Below are 20488 nucleotides of genomic sequence, written 5' to 3' on the forward strand. Positions count from 1 at the left end.
TCCTCTGCAAAACGGTTCAGCTCAGCGGGCAATTACCGGGCTGAGGCAATAATGTTCGATCAACTCACGCAATAGACGCACGGTAGGCTGCAAGCGTGACATTTCAAGGTATTCGCCCGGCTGGTGGGCGCAGGCGATGTCGCCGGGGCCCAGTACCAGGGTCTCGCAACCCAGGCGCTGAAGATAAGGCGCTTCGGTGCCAAAGGCTACCGCTTCGGCGCGATGGCCGGTAAGACGTTCGGCGACCCGTACCAGTTCCGCATCGGCGGCCTGCTCGAACGGCGGTACCTCGGGGAACAGCGGCGCGTAGTCGATGCGCACCTGATGCTGCTCGGCCAGCGGCGCCAGTTTGTGCCGGATGGCGCTGCGCAGTACTTCAGGGTCCATGCCCGGCAGCGGGCGCAGATCGAACTCCAGGGCGCACTGGCCGCAGATGCGGTTGGGGTTATCGCCACCATGGATGCAGCCGAAGTTCATCGTCGGCTGCGGCACGCTGAACTGGGCGTTGTTGTATTCCTGCTGCCACTGCCGGCGCAGGTTCATCAGCTCGCCCATGACCTGGTGCATGGCCTCCAGCGCACTGTGGCCCAGGCTCGGATCGGACGAATGGCCACTGCGCCCAAGAATGTCGATGCGCTCCATCATCACCCCTTTGTGCAGGCGGATCGGCTTGAGCCCGGTCGGCTCGCCGATCACCGCCGCACGGCCCAGCGGCCGGCCGGCCTCGGCCAGGGCGCGGGCGCCGGCCATCGAGCTCTCTTCGTCACAGGTGGCGAGAATCAACAATGGCTGCTTGAAGTCATGCGTCAGCAGCGGCTGCACGGCCTCGATGATCAGGGCGAAGAAGCCCTTCATGTCACAACTGCCCAGGCCCACCCAGCGGCCGTCGACCTCGGTCAGCTTGAGCGGGTCGGTCTGCCACAGCTCGGGATCATACGGCACGGTATCGCTGTGCCCGGCCAGCACCAGGCCGCCCGGGCCGCTGCCGTAGCTCGCCAGCAGGTTGTACTTGCCCGGGGTCACCTGCTGAATGTCACAGGCAAAACCCAGGTCCCCCAGCCAGCCGGCCAGCAGGTCTATCACCGCACGGTTGGACTGATCCAGCGACGGCTGGGTACAACTGACCGATGGCGCGGCGATCAGGGCGGCGAACTGCTCTTTGAGCGATGGCAACGGCATGCGCTTTCTCCTTGGGCGAAGCTCATCATAGGGCCATCCGGCACCGGGAATAAACCGCCGCGAGCCGACTCCTGTACACTGCACCCCCAAGACGCTCCCTGTCATTCGAGCCTGGATTACCCAGCAATGCATAAAGAAACCGAAATCAAACTGCGGGTCAGCCGCGAGACCCTCGCCGCCCTGCGTGAACACCCATTGCTGAACAAGCGCAACAAGTCCGGGTGGCAAAGCCGCGAACTGCTCAACCAGTACTTCGACACTCCGGAGCGCGACCTGGCCGCCGCCAAGGTCGCCCTGCGCCTGCGCCGCGACGGCGAGGTGGTCATCCAGACCCTCAAGACCCGCGGCCAGAGCGTCGCCGGCCTGTCCCAGCGCAACGAGTTCGAATGGCAGTTGCCCAAGGCCAAGCTCGACCTGAAAAAACTCGACGCCGAGTGCTGGCCAGAGCAACTGGCCGATGTCGACAAAAAGACCATCAAGGCGCTGTTCACCACCGATTTCACCCGTGAGTACGCCGAAATCGCCTGGGGCCGCGGCAAGGCCAAAGTGGTAATCGAAGCCGCCCTGGACCTCGGCACCGTGGTCGCCGGCAAGCAAAAAGAAGAGATCTGCGAGCTGGAGCTCGAGCTGCGCGAAGGCGCCCCCGAAGCCCTGCTGGAACTGGCCGCCGAGCTGTCAGCCAAGCTGCCGCTGATGCCCTGCGACATCAGCAAGGCCGAGCGCGGCTACCGCCTGCTCGACGCCGGCAGCTACGCCCTGAGCCTGCCAGCCGCCGAACTGAACGCCGAAATGACCCTCGACGACGCCTTCGCCGCGTTGGCCTGGCAGCTGCTCGGCAGCAGCCAGCGCCTGGCCGAACAGTACCGTTTCAACGGTCACTGGCGCCTGCTGCAAGACTGGGTCGAAAACCTCTGGGAACTGCGTGCCCTGGCCAGCAGCCTCGGCCAGGCCGGCCCACGCGCCAGCACCCGCGAGTTGCGCAACAGCCTCGACGCCCTGCTCGAAGACTGGCGCCCGCTGGTGCTCGCCGGTGCCGACGACGAAGATGTACGCCGCGCAGCGCCCGAGCAGTTCGCCGAGGAGCTGCTGGAAACCCGCTGGGGCCAGTTCTCCCTGGAGACCTCGCGCTGGCTGCTGGCCCGTGCCTGGACCGTCGAGCGCAACAAGCGCGGCGACCGCCAGGGCGCCGCACAACTGGCCAACTGGCTGAACGTGCTGCTGGCCGAAGAAGCCAAGGCCCTCAACCTGCCGCTGTATCATCGCCAGCCCGAAGACCTGGCCGAGCAGCTGCCGCGCATCGAGCGCCTGCTGGCCTGGCTGCATCATGCCCGCCAGGTGCTGGAAAGCCCGGACCTGGACCGCCTGTTCGGCGAGCTGAACAAGCTCCAGGAACTGGCCAACCTGCCGATCAGCGACGAAGTGCTCGAAGCCCGCGTCCACCAGGCCATGGCCGTGTTCCAGAGCCGCGGCTGGAAACACCTGCTGCGCAAGTAAGGCTCAAGGCAATACCGGCAAACTCGTCGTGGACTTGATTTCGGACAAGGCCACGGTCGAGTTGACCTCCTGGATCCCCGGCACCATCGACAGCTTTTCGAAGAAGAACCGTTCGTAGGCTTCGATGTCCGGGGTGACAATGCGCAGCAGAAAATCCACTGCGCCCATCAGCACATAACACTCCAGCACTTCCGGAAAACCGCGGATCGCCTCGGTAAACTCGGTGAAGTTGGAGCGCCCGTGGGCGTTGAGTTTGACCTCGGCGAAGATCTGCGTGTTCAGGCCGATCTTCTTGCGGTCGAGCAGGGTCACCTGGGCGCGAATCACCCCCTCCTCTTTCAGACGCTGAATGCGCCGCCAGCACGGTGACTGCGACAGGCCTACACGCTCAGCGATCTGCGCGCTGGAGAGCGAGGCATCTTCCTGCAACAAAGCCAGAATGCGCCGGTCATAGCTGTCCAGTTCGCTGTGCATGATTTTTTCTCCAAAGTCGTTTGATTCGAATTAAGCTATTCAATAATCCGCAATATCTCACGATAATAGAGAAGAAATACCCCAGCCCGCATGTAAAAATTTCTCCACTTTCTGCGGAGAAACCCATGAGCGCTCTCGAACGGCTGGACAGCCCCCTTACGCCCTTGCGCCACGATGTCTGGGCCGCCAACAACGCCCACAGCGATGTCTGCTATCAACTGCAGGTCGAAGCCGAACCCGACAGCCTGTGCCGGGTGCTCAACCTGTTTGCCCTGCAATTTCTGGTACCACATCGCTTGAATGTCGAGCAGCAGGGTGACCTGCTCAACGTCGAGATTGGCATCAGCGGCCTTAGCTGGCACCGCGCCGAGCTGATTGCGCAAAAAATGCGCAACCTGATTTACGTGAGCGAAGTGCAGTTGAGCACTGCCGGAAAAGCCTGGTAACCCTTGTTCAGCGGGAAGCCCCGGCTCAGCCGCTAACCTTGCTCAAGCCATCACTGTCGGTGGCGCGGCAAGGAAGCCCGCAGCCATGCACAACCTTAGCGAAGATCGCTGGCTTGACCTGAACACCCTGCTGGACGAGCTGCTGGCCGAGCAACGCATCAGCCCGGCTGATCACGGCAATTGCCCGCCGGTGCAGCACGACCAGCACCCGCTGGAGTGGATCGCCAGCCAGCAGCTTGCCGACCTGCTTAATCCCGGCCAGCACCTGGACCTCGATAGCCTGTGCCAATGGCTGGCCAGGCAGGCCGGGCAGCCGTACCTGCGTATCGATCCCCTGGAGATCGACCCCGCCCGCCTCACCGGCCTGATGTCTGCAGGCTTCGCCCGGCGCCACGGCATCCTCGCGGTGGCCGCCGATACCAGCGGCGTCACCGTGGCCAGCGCACAACCTTATGTACGCGCCTGGGAAGCGGACCTGACGCAGGTGCTGCAACGGCCAATCAAGCGCGTGCTGGCCAGCCCGGTGCAGATCCGTCAGCTCAGCCAGACGTTTTTCCAGGTCGCGCAATCGGTCAGCGGCGCCAGTCAGCAGCAGTCGACGCCAATCGCTGCGGGTAATCTTGAGCAGTTGCTTGAGCTGGGCGCGCGCGGGGCTGACGCACAAGCCAACGATGCGCACATTGTCAGCATCGTCGACTGGCTGTTGCAGTACGCCTTCGAGCAGCGCGCCAGCGATATCCACCTCGAGCCCCGGCGCGACCAGGGCCAGCTGCGCTTTCGCATCGACGGCGTGCTGCACCCGGTCTACCAGTTTCCGGGGCCGGTGACTCTGGCGGTGGTCAGCCGCCTGAAAAGCCTGGGGCGCATGAATGTCGCAGAAAAACGTCGGCCCCAGGACGGCCGGATCAAGACCCGCCTGCCAGGCGGCGCAGAGGTCGAGCTGCGGCTGTCGACCCTGCCGACCACATTCGGTGAAAAGCTCGTACTGCGTGTTTTCGATCCACAGTTGCTGCAACAGGACTTTGCCCAACTGGGCCTCGGCGGCGCCGACCTCAAGCGCTGGCTGGCCATGCTCGACCATCGCCACGGCATCATCCTGGTCACCGGGCCTACCGGCTCGGGCAAGACCAGCACCCTGTACGCCAGCCTCAAACACCTGGCTACCCCGCAGATCAATCTGTGCACCGTCGAAGACCCGATCGAGATGGTAGAACCGGCCTTCAACCAGTTGCAGGTGCAACCGGCCATCGACCTCGACTTTGCCGCCGGTACCCGCGCCCTGCTGCGCCAGGACCCGGATGTCATCATGATCGGCGAAATACGCGACCTGGAAACCGCTCAGGTGGCGATCCAGGCTGCCCTCACCGGCCACCTGGTGCTCTCGACCCTGCATACAAACGATGCCTGCAGCGCCATCACCCGCCTGCTGGAGCTGGGCATTGCGCCCTACCTGCTCAAGGCCAGCTTGATCGGGGTCATGGCCCAGCGCCTGGTGCGTACCCTGTGCCGGCACTGCAAGGGAGCGCCGCTGGGGTGCCGGGAATGCCGGCAGACCGGGTATCACGGCCGTAGCGCGATCTTCGAGTTGCTGGGCATCAGCGATGCGCTCAAGTCACTCATCAACCGTGAAGCCGACCTGCCTGGCCTGCGCCAACTGGCGTTGAAGGAAGGGATGCACAGCCTCAGGCAAAGTGGCCTGGACAAAGTCGCGGCCGGGCAGACAAGCCAGGCTGAAGTGCTTCGCGTCACGGCCTGAGGCTGCGCCAAAGCTTTTACCCGGGCAGGGAACTAGATCTGCGCAAAGCCGATCAAAGGCCCCAGTTCACCTCACGTTGGAGTCACCCCCGATGCGCCTCAAATTCGCAGTCGCCACCCTCGCCCTGCTGTCCCTGCCGGTTGGTTCTGCCATGGCCGATACCTTCTGGCGCAACGTCATCTCGTCCGGCGCCACCACCGGTTCCACCTACCTGACCTTCAAGGACCACAAACTGGTCATGGCGGCCCAGGATGATGCCGGCAGCTACGTCGCCAGCGAAGGCGCGATTCGCGGCCCGTACCTGGAAGCGGCGATGCACAAAGTGCGCGCCGACAACCCGGGGCTGCAAGTCAGCGACATGGAACTGGCCAATGCGATCCTGGCCAGGAATGCGCTAGCCAGCGAGTAAGCTCGCGACCGCTGTGGGAGCGGATAAATCCCCTCCCACACCAATAGCGCTTCAACGATAGTCATCCACCGGCACACAGGCGCAAAACAGGTTCCTGTCGCCATAGACATTGTCGACGCGATTCGCTGCCGGCCAATACTTGTGCTGCCGCGCATGGGCACTGGGCGCCACGCCCTGGGCAATGCTGTAGGGCCGCTCCCACACCCCTAGCACATCCTCCAGCGTATGCGGCGCATGCTTGAGCGGGTTGTCTTCGGCCGGCCAGTTACCCTCCTGCACTTCACGGATCTCGGCGCGAATGCTCAGCATCGCCTCGACAAAGCGATCCAGCTCGGCCTTCGACTCGCTCTCGGTCGGCTCGACCATCAAGGTGCCCGGCACCGGGAACGACATGGTCGGCGCGTGGAAACCGTAATCCATCAAGCGCTTGGCCACATCCTCCTCGGTGATGCCGGTCAAGGCCTTGAGCGGGCGCAGATCGAGGATGCATTCATGGGCCACCCGTTCGTTGCGCCCGCGATACAGCACCGGGAAGGCGCCGCCCAATTGCTCGGCCAGGTAGTTGGCCGAGAGGATCGCCACCTCGCTGGCATCGGCCAGTTGCGGGCCCATCATGGCGATGTACATCCAGCTGATCGGCAAAATGCTCGCGCTGCCCCAGGGCGCGGCGCTGACTGCGGTGTTCTGCGGGTCGGGGCCAGGCAGCGGGATGACCGGGTGGCTGGCGACAAACGGCGCCAGGTGTGCGCGCACACCGATCGGGCCCATGCCCGGGCCGCCACCGCCGTGGGGGATGCAGAAGGTCTTGTGCAGGTTCATGTGCGAGACGTCGGCGCCGATATCCGCTGGCCGCGCCAGGCCGACCTGGGCATTGAGGTTGGCACCGTCCATGTACACCTGGCCGCCGTGCGTGTGGATAACCTCGCAGATCTCGCTGATGCCTTCCTCGTACACACCATGGGTCGATGGGTAGGTCGCCATCAGGCACGACAGCTTGTCGCCAGCCGCCTGCGCCTTGGCTTTGAGGTCGGCCAGGTCGACGTTGCCGGCCTGGTCGCACTCGACGATCACCACCTGCATCCCGGCCATCTGCGCCGAGGCCGGGTTGGTGCCATGGGCCGAGGCCGGGATCAGGCAGATATCACGTTGCGGTTGATGACGGCTGCGGTGGTACTTGGCAATTGCCATCAGCCCGGCGTACTCGCCCTGAGCGCCGGAGTTGGGTTGCATGCAGATGGCATCGAAGCCGGTGATCGCGCACAGCCAGCTTTCCAGCTCGTCGATCATCGCCTTGTAGCCCTGCACCTGCGCGGCCGGGGCAAAGGGGTGCAGCAGGGCGAAACCCGGCCAGGTGATCGGGATCATCTCGCTGCTGGCATTGAGTTTCATCGTGCACGAGCCCAGCGGGATCATCGACTGGTTCAGCGCCAGGTCCTTGTTCTCCAGCTGCTTAAGGTAGCGCAGCATCTCGGTTTCGCTGTGGTGCAGGTTGAACACCGGGTGGCTGAGAAAAGCCGAGCGTCGCACCAATGCCGACGGAATGCCCTCGGGCTGCGCCAGAGCATCCAGCGCGGCGATATCCAGGCCGTGGTCGGCGCCCAGGAAGATATCGAACAGGCGCATCACCGTGGTTTCGTCACAGGTCTCGTCGAGGCTCACGCCCAGTTGCCCGCGACCCAGAATCCGCAGGTTGATCTGCGCCGCCTCGGCGCTTTCGATAATGGCCGTCTGACTGCCGCCGACTTCCAGGGTCAGGGTGTCGAAGAAGTGCTCGTTGAGGCGCTTGATGCCCTTGCTCTCCAGACCTGCAGCCAGCACGAAGGTCAACGCATGCACGCGCTGGGCGATGCGCTGCAGGCCTTCCGGGCCGTGGTACACCGCATAGAAGGCGGCGATGTTGGCCAGCAGCACCTGGGCGGTGCAGATGTTGGAGTTGGCCTTCTCGCGGCGGATATGCTGTTCGCGGGTTTGCAGGGCCATGCGCAACGCGGTGTTGCCGCGGGCATCCTTGGACACGCCGATGATGCGCCCAGGCATGGCCCGCTTGAATTCGTCCCGGCAGGCAAAGTACGCCGCATGCGGGCCACCAAAGCCCATGGGCACGCCGAAGCGCTGAGAGGAGCCCAGTACCACGTCGGCGCCCTGCTCACCCGGCGGCATCAGCATCACCAGGCTGAGCAGATCGGCAGCGACGCAGGCCAGCGCCTGCTGGGCATGCAGCTGAGTGATCAGCGGCCGCAAGTCACGCACTTCGCCGTGGGTATCGGGGTATTGCAGCAAGGCCCCGAACACCTGGTAGTTCGCGAGGTTATCCACAGCGTCGACGATCAGTTCGAAACCAAAGCCCTCGGCGCGGGTCTGCAGCACCGAGAGGGTTTGCGGGTGGCAGTGTTCATCGGCGAAGAAGGCATTGCTTTTCGACTTGGCCACGCGCTTGGCCAGAGCCATGGCTTCTGCCGCGGCAGTGGCTTCGTCGAGCAACGAGGCGTTGGCGAGGTCCAGGCCGGTGAGGTCGATGATCATTTGCTGGAAATTGAGCAAGGCTTCCAGGCGGCCCTGGGCGATTTCCGGTTGGTACGGGGTATAGGCGGTGTACCAGCCCGGGTTTTCGAGGACGTTACGCAAAATGACGGTTGGCGTGATGGTGCCGTGATAACCCATGCCGATCAGGCTGGTCCACACCTGGTTCTGCTCGGCATAGCCCTTGAGCTTGGCCAGGGCAGCCTGTTCATCGAGGGCCTCAGGCAGCTCCAGTGGCCGGTTCAAACGGATGCCCGGCGGCACGGTCTGTTCGATCAGCTCGCGGCGGCTGCCAACCCCGAGGGTAGCGAGCATGGCCTGCTGCTCCGAGGCATCGGGGCCCAGGTGGCGACGCAGAAAAGGATTGCGGTCGTGCAGTTGGCTCAGGGACGGCGACTGGGACATAGCGGCTCTCTCTTCCTCGACCAAGCCTCGAGCGCTCGAGGCATATTGAGTCTAGGAAGAGATTGCCGCCTGCGTGAAACTATTCGCCGATGGCGGCTTTGTAACCGGCGGCGTCGAGCAGTTTATCCAGCTCGGCCTTGTCGCTTGGCTTGAGTTTGAAGATCCAGCTGGCGTACGGATCGTTGTTCAGCGACTCGGGGCTATCGGCCAGCTCTTCGTTTACCGCGATCACTTCACCGCTGACCGGTGCGTAGATATCGGAAGCGGCCTTGACCGACTCGACCACGCCCGCCGCATCGCCGGCGGCAAAGACCTTGCCCACTTCCGCCAGCTCGACGAACACCACGTCACCCAGGGCTTCCTGGGCATGGTCGCTGATCCCGACAGTCACAGAGCCATCGGCTTCCAGCCGGGCCCATTCGTGGCTTTCGGCAAAACGCAGGTCGGCGGGGATATTGCTCATAATTGTTGTCCTCGATTGGGTCAGCGGTTGGCCCGCCAGAATTGGGTTCAGATCAGGATCTTGCCATGGCGCACGAAGGTCGGCTTGACCACCCGCACCGGGTACCACTTGCCGCGAATCTCCACCTCGGCACGATCGGCGGTGGCCATCGGCACCCGCGCCAGGGCAATGGATTTGCTCAGCGTAGGAGAGAAACTACCACTGGTGATCTCCCCTTCGCCAATCCCGGCGACACGGACCACCTGATGGGCGCGTAAAACCCCGCGCTCTTCGAGCACCAGGCCGACCAGTTTCTGCTCGACGCCATGCTCGATTTCTTCCAGCAGGCCCTTGCGACCGATGAAGTCACGCGCTGCCGGCTCCCAGGCGATGCTCCAGCCCAGGTTCGAGGTCAGCGGCGTGTGGGCTTCGTCGATGTCCTGGCCATACAGGTTCATGCCCGCTTCCAGGCGCAGGGTATCGCGGGCGCCAAGGCCGCTGGGGGCGATGCCGGCGCCGACCAGGTCGTTGAAAAACGCCGGGGCCTGTACCGCCGGAAAAATGATTTCCAGGCCATCCTCACCGGTATAACCGGTGCGGGCGATGAACCAGTCACCATCGGCCAGGCCTTCGAAGGGCTTGAGTTCACGGATCAAAGCGGCGCGGGCAGCGGTTACCAGCTCCGCGACCTTTTCTCGCGCCTGCGGGCCCTGGATGGCAAGGATAGCCAGTTCCGGGCGCTCGCTCAGCTCGACCTCGAAGCCGATCATCCGCGCCTGCAGCCAGGCCAGGTCCTTGTCGCGGGTCGAGGCATTGACCACCAGGCGGTAACCGTCTTCACAGCGGTAGACGATCATGTCGTCGATCACCCCGCCCTGCTCGTTGAGCATGGTGCTGTACAGGGCCTTGCCGGTGGCGTTCAGGCGCGCGACATCATTGGCCAGCACCTGTTGCAGCCAGGCACCGGCCTGGGCGCCACGGATATCGATCACGGTCATGTGGGATACATCGAAGACCCCGCAGGCCTGGCGCACCTGATGGTGTTCCTCGACTTGCGAGCCGTAATGCAGGGGCATATCCCAACCGCCAAAATCGACCATCTTGGCGCCGAGGGCCAAGTGCAGGTCATAAAGAGGCGTACGCTGTCCCATGGGTTTCTCCTTCCGGGCGTGGCGAGGCTACGGCGGCTGGCAGCGTTGCAGCTACCCGGTCTGTAGGACCGGCCGCAGCGAATGCCGCGCATTGTAGCTGCAAGCAAGCAGGCTTACACCCTCAGCGCGTTTGACCGGGGTGGCGGGCCGAACGTCGAATCAGGCCGATGACCGGCAGCAAGCCGACCAGCACCAGGGTCAGCGCCGGTAGCGAAGCCCGCGACCATTCGCCTTCGCTGGTCATCTCGAATACCCGAACCGCCAGGGTATCCCAGCCAAAGGGGCGCATCAGCAAGGTCGCCGGCATTTCCTTGAGCACGTCGACGAATACCAGCAGCGCCGCGCTCATGGCACCGGGCACCAGCAAGGGTAGATACACCTTGAAAAACAATCTCGGGCCACTGACCCCCAGGCTGCGCGAAGCTTCCGGCAAGGACGGGCGAATCCGTCCCAGGCTGTTTTCCAGCGGGCCGTAGGCCACGGCGATAAAGCGCACCAGATACGCCAGCAACAAGGCCGACAGGCTGCCGAGCAGCAACGGCTTGCCGGCACCACCGAGCCAGCCGGACAGCGGCACCACCAACTGGTTATCGAGGTAACTGAAGGCCAGCATGATCGACACTGCCAGCACCGAGCCGGGCAAGGCATAGCCCAGGTTGGCCAGGCCGACGCCGGCGCGGATGGTCGAGGTCGGCGCCTGGCGCCGGGCAAACGCCAGCATCAGGGCAACACACACAGTAATTAGTGCCGCCATGGCGCCCAGGTACAGGGTATGCAGGATCAGCCCGGCATAGCGCTCGTCGAGGTCGAAACGCCCGCGCTGCCAGAACCACACCAGCAACTGCAGCATCGGCACCACGAAGGCACAGGCGAACACCAGCAGGCACCAGCTGCTGGCGGCCAGGGCCTTGATGCCCCGCAAGTGATACAAGGCCTGGCCGCGCGGGCGTTCGTTGCTGCTGCGCACGGCGCCACGGGCCCGGCGCTCGCCGTACAGCACCAGCATCACCGCCAGCAACAGCAGGCTGGCCAGTTGCGCGGCGCTTGAGAGGCTGAAGAAGCCATACCAGGTCTTGTAGATGGCGGTAGTGAAGGTGTCGAAGTTGAACACTGACACCGCGCCAAAATCCGCCAGGGTTTCCATCAATGCCAGGGCCACCCCGGCACCGATGGCCGGCCGCGCCATGGGCATGGCAACCCGCCAGAATGCCTGCAGCGGAGACAGCCCCAGAACCCGCGCCGCTTCCATCAGGCCCTTGCCCTGGGCCAGGAAGGCGTTACGGGCCAGCAGGTAGACGTAGGGGTAGAACACCAACACCAGCACGGTGATGACCCCGCCGGTAGAACGCACCCGCGGCAGGCGCAAGGGCCCGAACCATTCGCGCAACAAGCTTTGCACCGGCCCGGCGAAATCCAGCAGGCCGACAAACACGAACGCCAGCACATAGGCCGGAATCGCGAACGGTAGCATCAAGGCCCAGTCGAGCCAGCGCCGCCCGGGGAACTCGCACAGGCTGGTGAGCCAGGCCAGGCTCACGCCCAGCACCGTCACACCAATGCCGACACCGAGGATCAGCGTCAGGGTGTTGCCCAGCAGGCGGCTCATCTGGGTATCGAGCAGGTGCGACCAGATCTGCAGGTCGACCGACTGCCAAGACAACAACAGCACGCTCAGCGGCAGCAGCACCAGGGCGGCGATGATGAAGACCAGGGGGTACCAGCGGCGTTGGGCGGGGTGGGCCAAAAGTGAAATCTCTATGGGAATGATTGCGACCGCGTTGCGGTCGATCGCTGGCAAGCCAGCTCCCACAGTGAAAAGAGAGAACCGCTATCCCTGTGGGAGCTGGCTTGCCAGCGATTGGGGCCCGATAGGGCCCCGCAAGGATAAAGCCTGGCGCTTAGTTCCAGCCAGCCCGATCCATCAGGCGGATGGCTTCGGCCTGGCGTTTGCCGGCCACTTCCACAGCAATGCTGTCGGCCTTGAAGGTGCCCCAGGCAGCCACTTCTTCAGATGGCGCCACGGCCGGGTTGGCCGGGAACTCCTGGTTCACGCCGGCGAAGATTTTCTGCGCCTCGGCGCCGGTCATCCATTCGACCAGCTTCTTCGCCGCCTCAGGGTGCGGCGCATATTTGCTCAGGCCGATACCCGAGAGGTTGACGTGCACGCCACGGTCAGCCTGGTTGGGCCAGAACAGCTTGACTGCCAGCTTGGGGTTTTCCTTGTGCAGGCGGCCGTAGTAGTAGGTGTTGACGATGCCGACGTCGCACTGGCCGGCGTTGATCGCCTGGAGCAAGGCGGTGTCGTCGGAGAACACATCGGTGGACAGGTTGTTGACCCAGCCCTTGATGATCTCTTCGGTTTTTTGCTCGCCATGGGTTTCGATCAGGGTAGCGGTCAGCGACTGGTTGTAGACCTTCTTCGCCGTACGCAGGCACAGGCGACCTTCCCAGTTTTTGTCGGCCAGGGCCTCGTAGGTGCTCAGCTCTTCGGGTTTGACCCGCTCGGTGGAGTAGGCGATGGTCCGTGCGCGCAGGCTCAGGCCGGTCCAGTCGTGGGACGAGGCGCGGTACTGGGCGGGGATGTTCTTGTCGATGACGTCCGACTTGATCGGCTGCAGGATGCCCATCTGCTCGGCCTGCCAGAGGTTGCCGGCGTCGACGGTGAGCAGCAGGTCGGCGGTGGCGTTCTCGCCCTCGGCCTTGATCCGCTGCATCAGCGGCGCTTCCTTGTCGGTGATGAACTTGATCTTCACCCCGGTTTCTTTGGTGTAGGCATCGAATACCGGTTTGATCAGCTCGTCGATGCGCGAGGAATACACCACCACCTCGTCCGCCGCCTGGGCGGCGGTGCCGAACAGGGTCAGAGCCAGGGCGGCCATTACGTGCTTGCGTGGCAACATGGTGCAGTCCTCGGAATTCATGAGAGGCGCAAATGGTAGTTAATCCCATTTGCCTTCTCAACCGAACTCACAAGGGAGGAGTTACCAGATGTTGCGGGGCCCTCAGGCCCGCGCCAGTTCCGGCAGGTCACCGCTCAAGCCCAGGGCCTGGCGCACAAACAGGGCCTTGGCTTCCGGCAATTGCTCGATCCATTTCAGGCCGCTGTTGCGCAACCAGCGCAACGGCAGTGGATCGGCCTGGAACAAGCGCTCGAAGCCTTCCATCGCCGCCATCAAGGCCAGGTTGTGCGGCATGCGTCGGCGCTCGAAACGGCTCAGCACGCGAATATCGGCCAGGCGCTCGCCGCGCTCGTAGGCATGCAGCAGCTCTTCGGCCAGTACCGCGGCATCAAGGAAACCGAGGTTGACGCCCTGCCCGGCCAGCGGGTGGATGGTGTGCGCGGCATCGCCGATCAGCGCCAGGCCTTCGGCCACGTAACGCTTGGCGTGACGCTGGCGCAGCGGCACGCAAACCCGTGGGTCGGCCTGCAGGACGCCGCCCAGGCGCCCTTCGAAGGCGCGCTCAAGCTCGGCGCAGAACGCCTCGTCGCTCAAGGCCATCAAGTGATCAGCCTGCTCGGGCGTGGTCGACCAGACGATCGAGCACCAGTCCTGCTGGCCATCGCGCAACAACGGCAGGAACGCCAGCGGCCCCTCGTCGGTAAAGCGCTGCCAGGCGGTCGCCTGATGTGGCCGGGCACAACGCACGCTGGTGACGATGGCGTGGTGCAGATAATCCCACTCGCGGGTCTCGCAGCCAGTCAGGCGGCGTACCGCCGAGTTGGCGCCGTCGGCGGCAATCACCAGCGGCGCACGCAGGGTACGGCCGTCGGCCAGGGTCAGCAGCCAGTCGTCGCCGGAGCGGCGCATCTGCTCCAGGCGGGCATTGGCCAGCAGGCCGATTTCGCTGTCGTGCAGACGCTCCAGCAGGCCATCCTGCACCACCCGGTTCTCGACGATATGGCCAAGCACTTCGGCGTGCACGCTGGCCGCCGAGAAGTGGATCTGACCGGTGCCGCTGCCATCCCACACGTGCATGTCCGAGTAGGGGCTCAGGCGTCGCTCGCTGACTCCCTGCCAGGCGCCCAGGCGTTCGAGAATGCGCTGGCTGGCCGCCGACAAGGCACTGACCCGCGGCTCGAACGCCGACTGCTGGTCGAAGGGTTTGATCGACAAGGGGCTGCCGTCGAGCAAGAGAATTTCCAGGCCGCTGTGCTGCAACGCCAGGGCCAGGGCGCTGCCGACCATACCGGCACCGACAATCAACAGATCTGCGCGCATTTCCATGCCTTAAGCCTGTCTCGCTTGCGGCTTGAGCCGCACGTAAAGGGTTTTGTCGACCCGCGCCACCAGTTCACCGGCGGCATCGCGGATATCGACCTGAAGTCGTGGCAGGTACTTTTTGCCGCCGGCGGTGTGCTGGCGGATGTCGTCGAGCAGGGCATCGTCGATGCGCAGGTCGGCGAACACCGGGCCCTTGCCCGGCGACACGAAATCGATGCTGGCGGCCTTGTCCCAGACGATGTACTCACGCCCGAGCAGCTCCATCAGCATCAGCATGTAGAACGGGTCGACCATCGAATACAGGCTGCCGCCGAACTGGGTGCCGACATAGTTGCGGTTGAACCAGCGCAGGCCCATGCGCACGCGGATGTGGCGCAGGTCGGGGCTGACGCTGAGCACGCGAATGCCCGCGCCCAGGTACGGCGGGTAGATATTCAGCAGCCAGCGCAGCCTGCGCGCGCGCCGGGCCAGTTTGCGCGGGTCGCTCATGCTCAGCTCCGTGGATCCGGGCGAGTTCCCAGGCCCATGGCCTGGCGGGCGAACCAGCGCTTGGCCGGAGGCAACAGGTCGAGGCCGAGCAGGCCCAGGTTGCGGCCGGTAGCGACCAAGGGTTGGGCGCTGCCGAACAATCGGGTGACGCGGTCGGAGAAGCCCACGGTCAGGTCCTGGTCCAGGCGCTGGCGCTCGCGGTAGGCCTGCAGGGTGGCGAAATCACCCGGCACTCCAGGGCTGGCCAGCAAGCCGTCGGCCAGCGACTGCACATCGCGCAGCGACAAGTTGAAGCCCTGCCCGGCAATCGGGTGCAGGCTGTGCGCAGCGTTGCCAAGGACTACCAGATGCGGGCGCACCTGCTCCTGGGCCTCGACCAGCGACAACGGATACAAGTGCCGGGCACCGACCTGGCGCAGCGCACCGAGGCGGTAGCCAAACACGTCCTGCAGCTCGCTGAGGAAGCTGCGTTCGTCCAGCTCGGCCAGGCGCTTGGCGTCCATACCGGCGCGGGTCCAGACCAGCGCGCAGCGGTTCTCCGGCAATGGCAGCAAGGCCATCGGCCCTTCGTCGGTAAAGCGCTCGAAAGCCTGGCCGCAGTGGGCTTCGCTCGGGGTGATATTGGCGATCAGGGCGCTCTGGTTGTACGGCCGCTGGCTGACATGAATACCCAGTTGCTCGCGCAGGCCGGAGCGGCCGCCATCGGCCAGTACCGCCAGGTCGCATTCAAGCGTGGTGTCGTCGTTGAGCGACAGCCGGTAACCGTCTTCCAGCGGCTGCAGGGCGGTGACCTCCGCCGGGCAGCGCCAGCTCACCACCTCAGCGTCCAGGCCCTGCCACAGGCACTGGCCAAGCCAGGCGTTCTCGACCACGTAGCCGAGCGCCGGTACCCCTTCTTCCAGGGCGTCCAGGCGGGTGGCGCCAAAACGGCCACGGTCGGAGACCTGGATCTGACGGATCGGCTCGGCGCGGCGGCTGATCTGTTGCCACAGGCCAAGACGCTCGTAGATTTGCCGGGTACCGAAAGACAACGCCGAAGAGCGGGCGTCATAGCTCGGCTGGAAACTGTCACCCGGGGCGAACGGTTCGATCAGCAGGATCTTCCAGCCACGCGCCTTGGCGCCGGCTTGCAGGGCCAGGGCCAGGCTGGCGCCGACCAGGCCGCCGCCAATGATCGCAAGGTTGACCCGGCTCATGCTGCGGCACTGCGCGCAGCAGCCATCAAGGCTTCGATTTCGGCAACCGTCTTGGGTACGCCGGAGGTCAGGATTTCACAGCCCTGCTTGGTTACCACTACGTCATCCTCGATTCGCACACCGATGCCACGCCATTTTTTCGCGACACTCTGGTTATCGGCACCAATGTAAATGCCAGGTTCAACAGTCAGGGCCATGCCCGGTTCGAGCACTCGCCACTGGCCGCCGACCTTGTACTCGCCGACATCATGCACATCCATGCCCAGCCAGTGCCCGGCGCGGTGCATGTAGAAAGCCCGATAGGCTTCGCTTTCAATCAGTTCGTGCACCTGGCCCTTGAGCAGGCCCAGTTCCACCAGGCCTTCGGTAATCACTTGCACCGTGGCCTCATGGGCGTGATTCCAGTGCTTGCCCGGGGCGATGACCGCAAAGGCCGCTTCCTGGGCCTTGAGCACCAGCTCGTAGATGGCCTTCTGCTCCGGCGAAAAACGCCCGCTGACCGGGAAAGTGCGGGTGATGTCGCTGGCGTAGCAGTCAATCTCGCAACCGGCGTCGATCAGCACCAAGTCGCCGTCCTTGAGCGGCGCGTCGTTCTCCTGGTAATGCAGGATGCAGCTGTTGCGCCCGGCGGCGACGATCGAGCCGTAGGCCGGCATCTTCGCCCCGCCCTTGCGGAACTCGTAGTCGAGCTCGGCTTCCAGGCTGTATTCGCGCAGACCGGCGCGGCAGGCCTGCATGGCCCGCACGTGGGCACGGGCGGAAATCGCCGCGGCCTCGCGCATCACTTTCACTTCCGCCGCCGATTTATACAGGCGCATGTCGTGCAGCAGATGATCCAGGGCAACGAATTCGTTCGGCGGCTGCGCACCCAGGCGCGCTTTGGAGCGGATGACGTTGATCCACTCCATCAAGTGGCGGTCGAACTCGGCGTTGCTGCCCATGGCCGAATACACCCGGTCGCGGCCTTCGATCAGGCCGGGGAGGATGTCGTCGATATCGGTGATGGGGAAAGCATCATCGGCGCCAAAATCGCGGATCGCCCCTTCCTGGCCAGCGCGCAGGCCGTCCCAGAGCTCGCGCTCGGGATTGCGCTCGCGGCAGAACAATACGTACTCGCCGTGCTCGCGGCCGGGGATCAGGGCGATCACCGCCTCGGGCTCGGGGAAGCCGCTGAGGTACTGGAAGTCGCTGTCCTGGCGGTACACGTGCTCGACGTCGCGGTTGCGGATGGCAACCGCGGCGGCGGGCAGGATGGCGATGCTGTTGGGTTCCATCTGCGCCATCAGCGCCTTGCGTCGACGGGCGTATTCCGACTTGGGGATGTGGCTCATGGGCAGTGGCAGTCCGTGGTTGATCAGTGCAACGAAGGTTTGGCCGCAGGCTCGACCGGCTGCTTCAGCTCGGTGTAGAGCAGCAGCGGGGCGACGCGCAGGTATTCCATGACTTCCATATAGTCGTTTTCGCCGTCTTCGGACTCTTCCAGGGCGTCCTGGACCTGAGAGATCGCGACCAGGTCCTGCAGCACTTCCTTGGCCTCGGTGCTCAGGTCCTTGCCACCGGCATTCAAACCGAAACCGGCAATGAAGCCCTGGCACCATTGACCCAGGGCGGTGGCACGCTCGGTCAGCGGCTCATCATCACCCGGCAGCAACAGCACCACGGTGATATCGTCGCTGGTCAGTTCGCCCTTGACCATTTCTTGCAGGCCGATCAAGGCGTTACGAACGTTGTCTGCCGGTTCGCTTTCCAGCAGTTGCGCAGCATCGGCCAACCATGCATCGGCATCGAAGCCGGCACCGGCGCAGCTGCGCCCGAGCAACAGCCCGTGCAGTTCGGCAGGGGAAACAGGATGCCCGTTGCTGCTGAGCAAGGTGGCGAAGGCGGTGTACGGCGAATTGATATTGGGCATGGGCAACTAGGCGCCAGACGGCGCAATGACTAGAATGAAGACCTTGTATCCTAGCACCGGCAGGCGCGCCAAGACCATCGACGCGGCCAACTCCGGGCCGGCCAGGGCATAAACCGGGCAACCACCCGCACGACCGAATCGAGTGGCAACCAATGCAAGAGAACGATCTGCAAGCGCTGATGGGCCGATTCGAACTGCTGATTGAGCGGGTCGAGCAACTAAAACGGCAAAACGCACTCTTATTAGCTCAGGAAAAATCCTGGCGCGAAGAGCGCGCCCACCTCATCGAAAAAAATGAAATCGCCCGGCGTAAGGTCGAATCGATGATTTTGCGACTCAAGGCCCTGGAGCAAGACTCATGAGCTCAAGCAATAGCGTCACTGTTCAGATTCTCGACAAAGAATATTCGATCATCTGTCCGCCGGAAGAACGCAGCAACCTGGTCAGCGCCGCGCGCTACCTGGACGGCAAGATGCGCGAAATCCGCAGCAGCGGCAAAGTCATCGGTGCCGACCGCATCGCCGTGATGGCTGCGCTGAACATTACCCACGACCTGCTGCATAACCAGGAACGCCCGCAAGCGACCGGCACTGGCGTCAACCGTGAACAGGTGCGCGACCTGCTTGAACGCGTCGATCAGGCATTGGCCGACGATCAAGATTCAAATAAGGGTTGAGTATCGGTATACTGGCGCCACTCCCTGGAGTGCTTGCCAGTCGGTCATGTCCCTGAGCCGATACGCACAACCACGGGGGTTGCACGTGGGGCCGGTGTGCATGTCCGCTTGACGGAAAGCCTTAACGCCTCCTGCAATCTCCACCTTGAACTTTCGGGTTCAAGGGCTACACCGACAGCGGTTCGTCGGGGAGCCTGAATTCTTTGCCCGCCCTTCTGCGCGGGCAATCGAGCTGTCACCCGGCGGGTGGCAGCCCTCTCTGGGACCGCCCGTGCCATGACCGACACCGCGCCGCTGACCCGCCCCCAACTTCGCCGCCTGCTTCGCGATGCCCGCCGCGCCCTGACGCCGGCCGAACAGCGCCAGGCAGCCCGTGGCCTGTACCGTCAGCTGGCGCAGCATCCGTTGTTTCGCCGGGCCCGGCACATCGCCCTGTACCTACCCAATGATTGCGAGATCGACCCGCGCCTGCTGATGCGTGAAGCCCAGCGCCGCGGCAAACGCACCTACCTGCCGGTACTGCACGCCTGGCCAAAAACCAAGATGGTGTTCCAGCGCATCGAAGCCGGCGAGAAGCTGCGGCGCAACCGCTTTCGCATCCCCGAGCCGCACATCAGCCTGGCCCGGCAACGACCGATCTGGGCGCTGGACCTGATCCTGCTACCGCTGGTGGGTTTTGATGAAGTGGGTGGTCGGCTGGGCATGGGCGGCGGTTTCTATGACCGCAGCCTGGCCTATCAGGCCCACCGCAAGGCCTGGAAAAAACCCTTGCTGCTGGGCCTGGCGCATGAATGCCAGAAGGTCGAACGACTGGCGCAAGCCAGCTGGGATGTGCCGCTGCAGGGGACGGTCTCGGACCGTGGCTGGTACCTGGCTATCAACGCTGTTGCGGATTGACCGGCATTTCGTAAGGGGCGTCGAGTTTGCGTTCCCAAAGGCTTTGCGCATAACCGGTAGTGACAACACCCAAACCGAACAGAAACACCAGAATCCAGAGCAAATCCGGTTTGCGATTCATCGATTGCCCCCCTCAGGCAAACTGATCACGTTGTCAGCAACGTTTTTGTTGTTGCAGCAGCGTCAAGCTTAAAATGCGCGCATTCTCCGACAACCTGAGGCGACACGCAAACGTTGACGCCAACCGACCGTCGGTTTCCTGAAACAGGTTATTTCAAACATTGTCTGGAGCACCACCCATGGCCTACTGGCTGATGAAATCCGAGCCCGACGAACTCTCGATCAAGGACCTCGCGCGGCTGGGCGAAGCGCGCTGGGATGGCGTGCGCAACTACCAGGCGCGCAACTTTCTGCGCGCCATGGCAGTCGGTGACCAGTTCTTTTTCTACCATTCCAGTTGCCCGGAGCCAGGCATTGCCGGCATCGCCCGCATCAGCGTCGCCGCCTACCCCGACCCGACGGCGCTCGACCCGCAAAGCCATTACTTCGACGCCAAGGCCAACGACGCCAAGAACCCCTGGAGCGCTGTCGATGTCGCCCATGTCGAAACCTTCGACAAGGTCCTGCAACTGGGCTACCTCAAGCAGCAAACCGCCCTTGCCGAACTGGCGCTGGTACAGAAAGGCAGCCGCCTTTCAGTGATGCCGGTGACCGCCGAACAATGGGCAGCGGTACTCGCACTGCGTTAAACAAGGTAGGATGGCCGCTCATTTGACGAACATCAACGCACCAGGACCGGTGCGGCGTCACAATTTGACGTTA

At 63.8% G+C, this 20488-nt stretch carries 21 protein-coding genes and 1 other RNA gene; 9 read left to right on the plus strand and 13 right to left on the minus strand.

Features of this window, described 5'->3' with window-relative positions; all coding sequences use genetic code 11:
* Window positions 1-21: 21 nt before the first annotated feature.
* Window positions 22-1179, minus strand: coding sequence for an acetylornithine deacetylase (gene argE, locus ACIOVF_RS15930; protein WP_195885280.1), 1158 nt, complete (start codon window positions 1177-1179; stop codon window positions 22-24).
* 126 nt (window positions 1180-1305) lie between these two features.
* Here argE and ACIOVF_RS15935 point away from each other — a divergent pair, with 126 nt between their 5' ends.
* Entirely contained in the window at window positions 1306-2673 is a 1368-nt protein-coding gene (locus tag ACIOVF_RS15935; RefSeq protein WP_093378272.1) for an inorganic triphosphatase, read from the plus strand.
* 3 nt (window positions 2674-2676) lie between these two features.
* Here the strand turns inward: ACIOVF_RS15935 and ACIOVF_RS15940 are convergent, their stop codons facing one another.
* Complete coding sequence (locus ACIOVF_RS15940; RefSeq protein WP_045201095.1) at window positions 2677-3147, minus strand: Lrp/AsnC family transcriptional regulator; 471 nt, start codon at window positions 3145-3147, stop codon at window positions 2677-2679.
* A 125-nt stretch (window positions 3148-3272) separates the two neighbouring features.
* Between ACIOVF_RS15940 and ACIOVF_RS15945 the strand changes: the two genes are divergently transcribed.
* From ACIOVF_RS15945 to ACIOVF_RS15955, 3 genes are all read left to right on the plus strand, one after another.
* Window positions 3273-3593, plus strand: a complete 321-nt coding sequence (locus ACIOVF_RS15945) for a hypothetical protein (RefSeq protein WP_401290714.1) — start codon at window positions 3273-3275, stop codon at window positions 3591-3593.
* 85 nt (window positions 3594-3678) lie between these two features.
* Window positions 3679-5349, plus strand: a complete 1671-nt coding sequence (locus ACIOVF_RS15950) for a GspE/PulE family protein (protein ID WP_401290717.1) — start codon at window positions 3679-3681, stop codon at window positions 5347-5349.
* Between the two features lie 91 nt (window positions 5350-5440).
* A complete protein-coding gene (locus ACIOVF_RS15955; RefSeq protein WP_401290720.1) occupies window positions 5441-5758 on the plus strand; it encodes a DUF2388 domain-containing protein in 318 nt (105 codons plus the stop codon).
* A 51-nt stretch (window positions 5759-5809) separates the two neighbouring features.
* Here ACIOVF_RS15955 and gcvP read toward each other — a convergent pair whose 3' ends face one another.
* The 10 genes from gcvP to ACIOVF_RS16005 all read right to left on the minus strand — a co-directional run bounded on the left by gcvP (window position 5810) and on the right by ACIOVF_RS16005 (window position 18093).
* Entirely contained in the window at window positions 5810-8683 is a 2874-nt protein-coding gene (gcvP, locus tag ACIOVF_RS15960) for an aminomethyl-transferring glycine dehydrogenase (RefSeq protein WP_401290722.1), read from the minus strand.
* Window positions 8684-8762: 79 nt separating this feature from the next.
* Window positions 8763-9146 (minus strand): glycine cleavage system protein GcvH, encoded by a 384-nt coding sequence (gene gcvH, locus ACIOVF_RS15965; protein ID WP_045201085.1) that lies wholly within the window; start codon window positions 9144-9146, stop codon window positions 8763-8765.
* Between the two features lie 47 nt (window positions 9147-9193).
* Window positions 9194-10276: a glycine cleavage system aminomethyltransferase GcvT gene (gcvT, locus tag ACIOVF_RS15970; protein WP_045201083.1), complete on the minus strand. Its 1083-nt coding sequence runs from the start codon at window positions 10274-10276 to the stop codon at window positions 9194-9196.
* Window positions 10277-10397: 121 nt separating this feature from the next.
* Window positions 10398-12020 (minus strand): ABC transporter permease, encoded by a 1623-nt coding sequence (locus tag ACIOVF_RS15975; protein WP_401290726.1) that lies wholly within the window; start codon window positions 12018-12020, stop codon window positions 10398-10400.
* Between the two features lie 154 nt (window positions 12021-12174).
* Window positions 12175-13176 (minus strand): extracellular solute-binding protein, encoded by a 1002-nt coding sequence (locus ACIOVF_RS15980; RefSeq protein ID WP_401290729.1) that lies wholly within the window; start codon window positions 13174-13176, stop codon window positions 12175-12177.
* A gap of 102 nt (window positions 13177-13278) precedes the next feature.
* Window positions 13279-14496, minus strand: a complete 1218-nt coding sequence (locus ACIOVF_RS15985; RefSeq protein WP_401291005.1) for a 2-octaprenyl-3-methyl-6-methoxy-1,4-benzoquinol hydroxylase — start codon at window positions 14494-14496, stop codon at window positions 13279-13281.
* A gap of 9 nt (window positions 14497-14505) precedes the next feature.
* On the minus strand, window positions 14506-14988 hold the full coding sequence (locus tag ACIOVF_RS15990) for a DUF4442 domain-containing protein (RefSeq protein ID WP_045201076.1): 483 nt from the start codon (window positions 14986-14988) through the stop codon (window positions 14506-14508).
* Between the two features lie 2 nt (window positions 14989-14990).
* The gene (gene ubiH / locus ACIOVF_RS15995) at window positions 14991-16184 is read right to left on the minus strand and encodes a 2-octaprenyl-6-methoxyphenyl hydroxylase (RefSeq protein ID WP_045201074.1); all 1194 of its coding nucleotides are present in this window, start codon (window positions 16182-16184) and stop codon (window positions 14991-14993) included.
* Entirely contained in the window at window positions 16181-17515 is a 1335-nt protein-coding gene (pepP, locus tag ACIOVF_RS16000; protein WP_045201072.1) for a Xaa-Pro aminopeptidase, read from the minus strand. Before pepP ends, ubiH begins: the two co-directional genes overlap by 4 nt.
* A 23-nt stretch (window positions 17516-17538) precedes the next feature.
* A complete protein-coding gene (locus ACIOVF_RS16005; RefSeq protein WP_045201070.1) occupies window positions 17539-18093 on the minus strand; it encodes a YecA family protein in 555 nt (184 codons plus the stop codon).
* A gap of 152 nt (window positions 18094-18245) precedes the next feature.
* Between ACIOVF_RS16005 and ACIOVF_RS16010 the strand changes: the two genes are divergently transcribed.
* The 4 genes from ACIOVF_RS16010 (at window position 18246) to ACIOVF_RS16025 (ending at window position 19666) form a co-directional block, all read left to right on the plus strand.
* The gene (locus tag ACIOVF_RS16010; RefSeq protein WP_010221172.1) at window positions 18246-18455 is read left to right on the plus strand and encodes a TIGR02449 family protein; all 210 of its coding nucleotides are present in this window, start codon (window positions 18246-18248) and stop codon (window positions 18453-18455) included.
* A complete protein-coding gene (locus ACIOVF_RS16015) occupies window positions 18452-18769 on the plus strand; it encodes a cell division protein ZapA (RefSeq protein WP_045201068.1) in 318 nt (105 codons plus the stop codon). The genes ACIOVF_RS16010 and ACIOVF_RS16015 overlap by 4 nt, the downstream gene beginning before the upstream one ends.
* Window positions 18770-18787: 18 nt before the next feature.
* A non-coding RNA gene (gene ssrS / locus ACIOVF_RS16020) (6S RNA) lies at window positions 18788-18965 on the plus strand.
* 80 nt (window positions 18966-19045) lie between these two features.
* Window positions 19046-19666: a 5-formyltetrahydrofolate cyclo-ligase gene (locus tag ACIOVF_RS16025; protein WP_195885288.1), complete on the plus strand. Its 621-nt coding sequence runs from the start codon at window positions 19046-19048 to the stop codon at window positions 19664-19666.
* Here the strand turns inward: ACIOVF_RS16025 and ACIOVF_RS16030 are convergent.
* Window positions 19647-19787 (minus strand): hypothetical protein, encoded by a 141-nt coding sequence (locus tag ACIOVF_RS16030; RefSeq protein ID WP_165392175.1) that lies wholly within the window; start codon window positions 19785-19787, stop codon window positions 19647-19649. The two genes, ACIOVF_RS16025 and ACIOVF_RS16030, sit on opposite strands and share 20 nt — an antisense overlap.
* 178 nt (window positions 19788-19965) lie before the next feature.
* Here ACIOVF_RS16030 and ACIOVF_RS16035 point away from each other — a divergent pair, with 178 nt between their 5' ends.
* Complete coding sequence (locus ACIOVF_RS16035; RefSeq protein WP_401290736.1) at window positions 19966-20415, plus strand: EVE domain-containing protein; 450 nt, start codon at window positions 19966-19968, stop codon at window positions 20413-20415.
* The last annotated feature ends 73 nt before the right edge of the window (window positions 20416-20488 follow it).

This window comes from Pseudomonas sp. NPDC087612 (assembly GCF_044743505.1).
In the GTDB taxonomy this organism is placed as follows: Bacteria; Pseudomonadota; Gammaproteobacteria; order Pseudomonadales; family Pseudomonadaceae; genus Aquipseudomonas.

What these genes read in the sequence shown, in the direction of transcription:
- argE (WP_195885280.1), bottom strand. Translation starts at nt 1,179, where the DNA reads ATGCCGTTGCCATCGCTCAAAGAGCAGTTCGCCGCCCTGATCGCCGCG.
- ACIOVF_RS15935 (WP_093378272.1), top strand. Translation starts at nt 1,306, where the DNA reads ATGCATAAAGAAACCGAAATCAAACTGCGGGTCAGCCGCGAGACCCTC.
- ACIOVF_RS15940 (WP_045201095.1), bottom strand. Translation starts at nt 3,147, where the DNA reads ATGCACAGCGAACTGGACAGCTATGACCGGCGCATTCTGGCTTTGTTG.
- ACIOVF_RS15945 (WP_401290714.1), top strand. Translation starts at nt 3,273, where the DNA reads ATGAGCGCTCTCGAACGGCTGGACAGCCCCCTTACGCCCTTGCGCCAC.
- ACIOVF_RS15950 (WP_401290717.1), top strand. Translation starts at nt 3,679, where the DNA reads ATGCACAACCTTAGCGAAGATCGCTGGCTTGACCTGAACACCCTGCTG.
- ACIOVF_RS15955 (WP_401290720.1), top strand. Translation starts at nt 5,441, where the DNA reads ATGCGCCTCAAATTCGCAGTCGCCACCCTCGCCCTGCTGTCCCTGCCG.
- gcvP (WP_401290722.1), bottom strand. Translation starts at nt 8,683, where the DNA reads ATGTCCCAGTCGCCGTCCCTGAGCCAACTGCACGACCGCAATCCTTTT.
- gcvH (WP_045201085.1), bottom strand. Translation starts at nt 9,146, where the DNA reads ATGAGCAATATCCCCGCCGACCTGCGTTTTGCCGAAAGCCACGAATGG.
- gcvT (WP_045201083.1), bottom strand. Translation starts at nt 10,276, where the DNA reads ATGGGACAGCGTACGCCTCTTTATGACCTGCACTTGGCCCTCGGCGCC.
- ACIOVF_RS15980 (WP_401290729.1), bottom strand. Translation starts at nt 13,176, where the DNA reads ATGTTGCCACGCAAGCACGTAATGGCCGCCCTGGCTCTGACCCTGTTC.
- ACIOVF_RS15985 (WP_401291005.1), bottom strand. Translation starts at nt 14,496, where the DNA reads ATGCGCGCAGATCTGTTGATTGTCGGTGCCGGTATGGTCGGCAGCGCC.
- ACIOVF_RS15990 (WP_045201076.1), bottom strand. Translation starts at nt 14,988, where the DNA reads ATGAGCGACCCGCGCAAACTGGCCCGGCGCGCGCGCAGGCTGCGCTGG.
- ubiH (WP_045201074.1), bottom strand. Translation starts at nt 16,184, where the DNA reads ATGAGCCGGGTCAACCTTGCGATCATTGGCGGCGGCCTGGTCGGCGCC.
- pepP (WP_045201072.1), bottom strand. Translation starts at nt 17,515, where the DNA reads ATGAGCCACATCCCCAAGTCGGAATACGCCCGTCGACGCAAGGCGCTG.
- ACIOVF_RS16005 (WP_045201070.1), bottom strand. Translation starts at nt 18,093, where the DNA reads ATGCCCAATATCAATTCGCCGTACACCGCCTTCGCCACCTTGCTCAGC.
- ACIOVF_RS16010 (WP_010221172.1), top strand. Translation starts at nt 18,246, where the DNA reads ATGCAAGAGAACGATCTGCAAGCGCTGATGGGCCGATTCGAACTGCTG.
- ACIOVF_RS16015 (WP_045201068.1), top strand. Translation starts at nt 18,452, where the DNA reads ATGAGCTCAAGCAATAGCGTCACTGTTCAGATTCTCGACAAAGAATAT.
- ACIOVF_RS16025 (WP_195885288.1), top strand. Translation starts at nt 19,046, where the DNA reads ATGACCGACACCGCGCCGCTGACCCGCCCCCAACTTCGCCGCCTGCTT.
- ACIOVF_RS16030 (WP_165392175.1), bottom strand. Translation starts at nt 19,787, where the DNA reads ATGAATCGCAAACCGGATTTGCTCTGGATTCTGGTGTTTCTGTTCGGT.
- ACIOVF_RS16035 (WP_401290736.1), top strand. Translation starts at nt 19,966, where the DNA reads ATGGCCTACTGGCTGATGAAATCCGAGCCCGACGAACTCTCGATCAAG.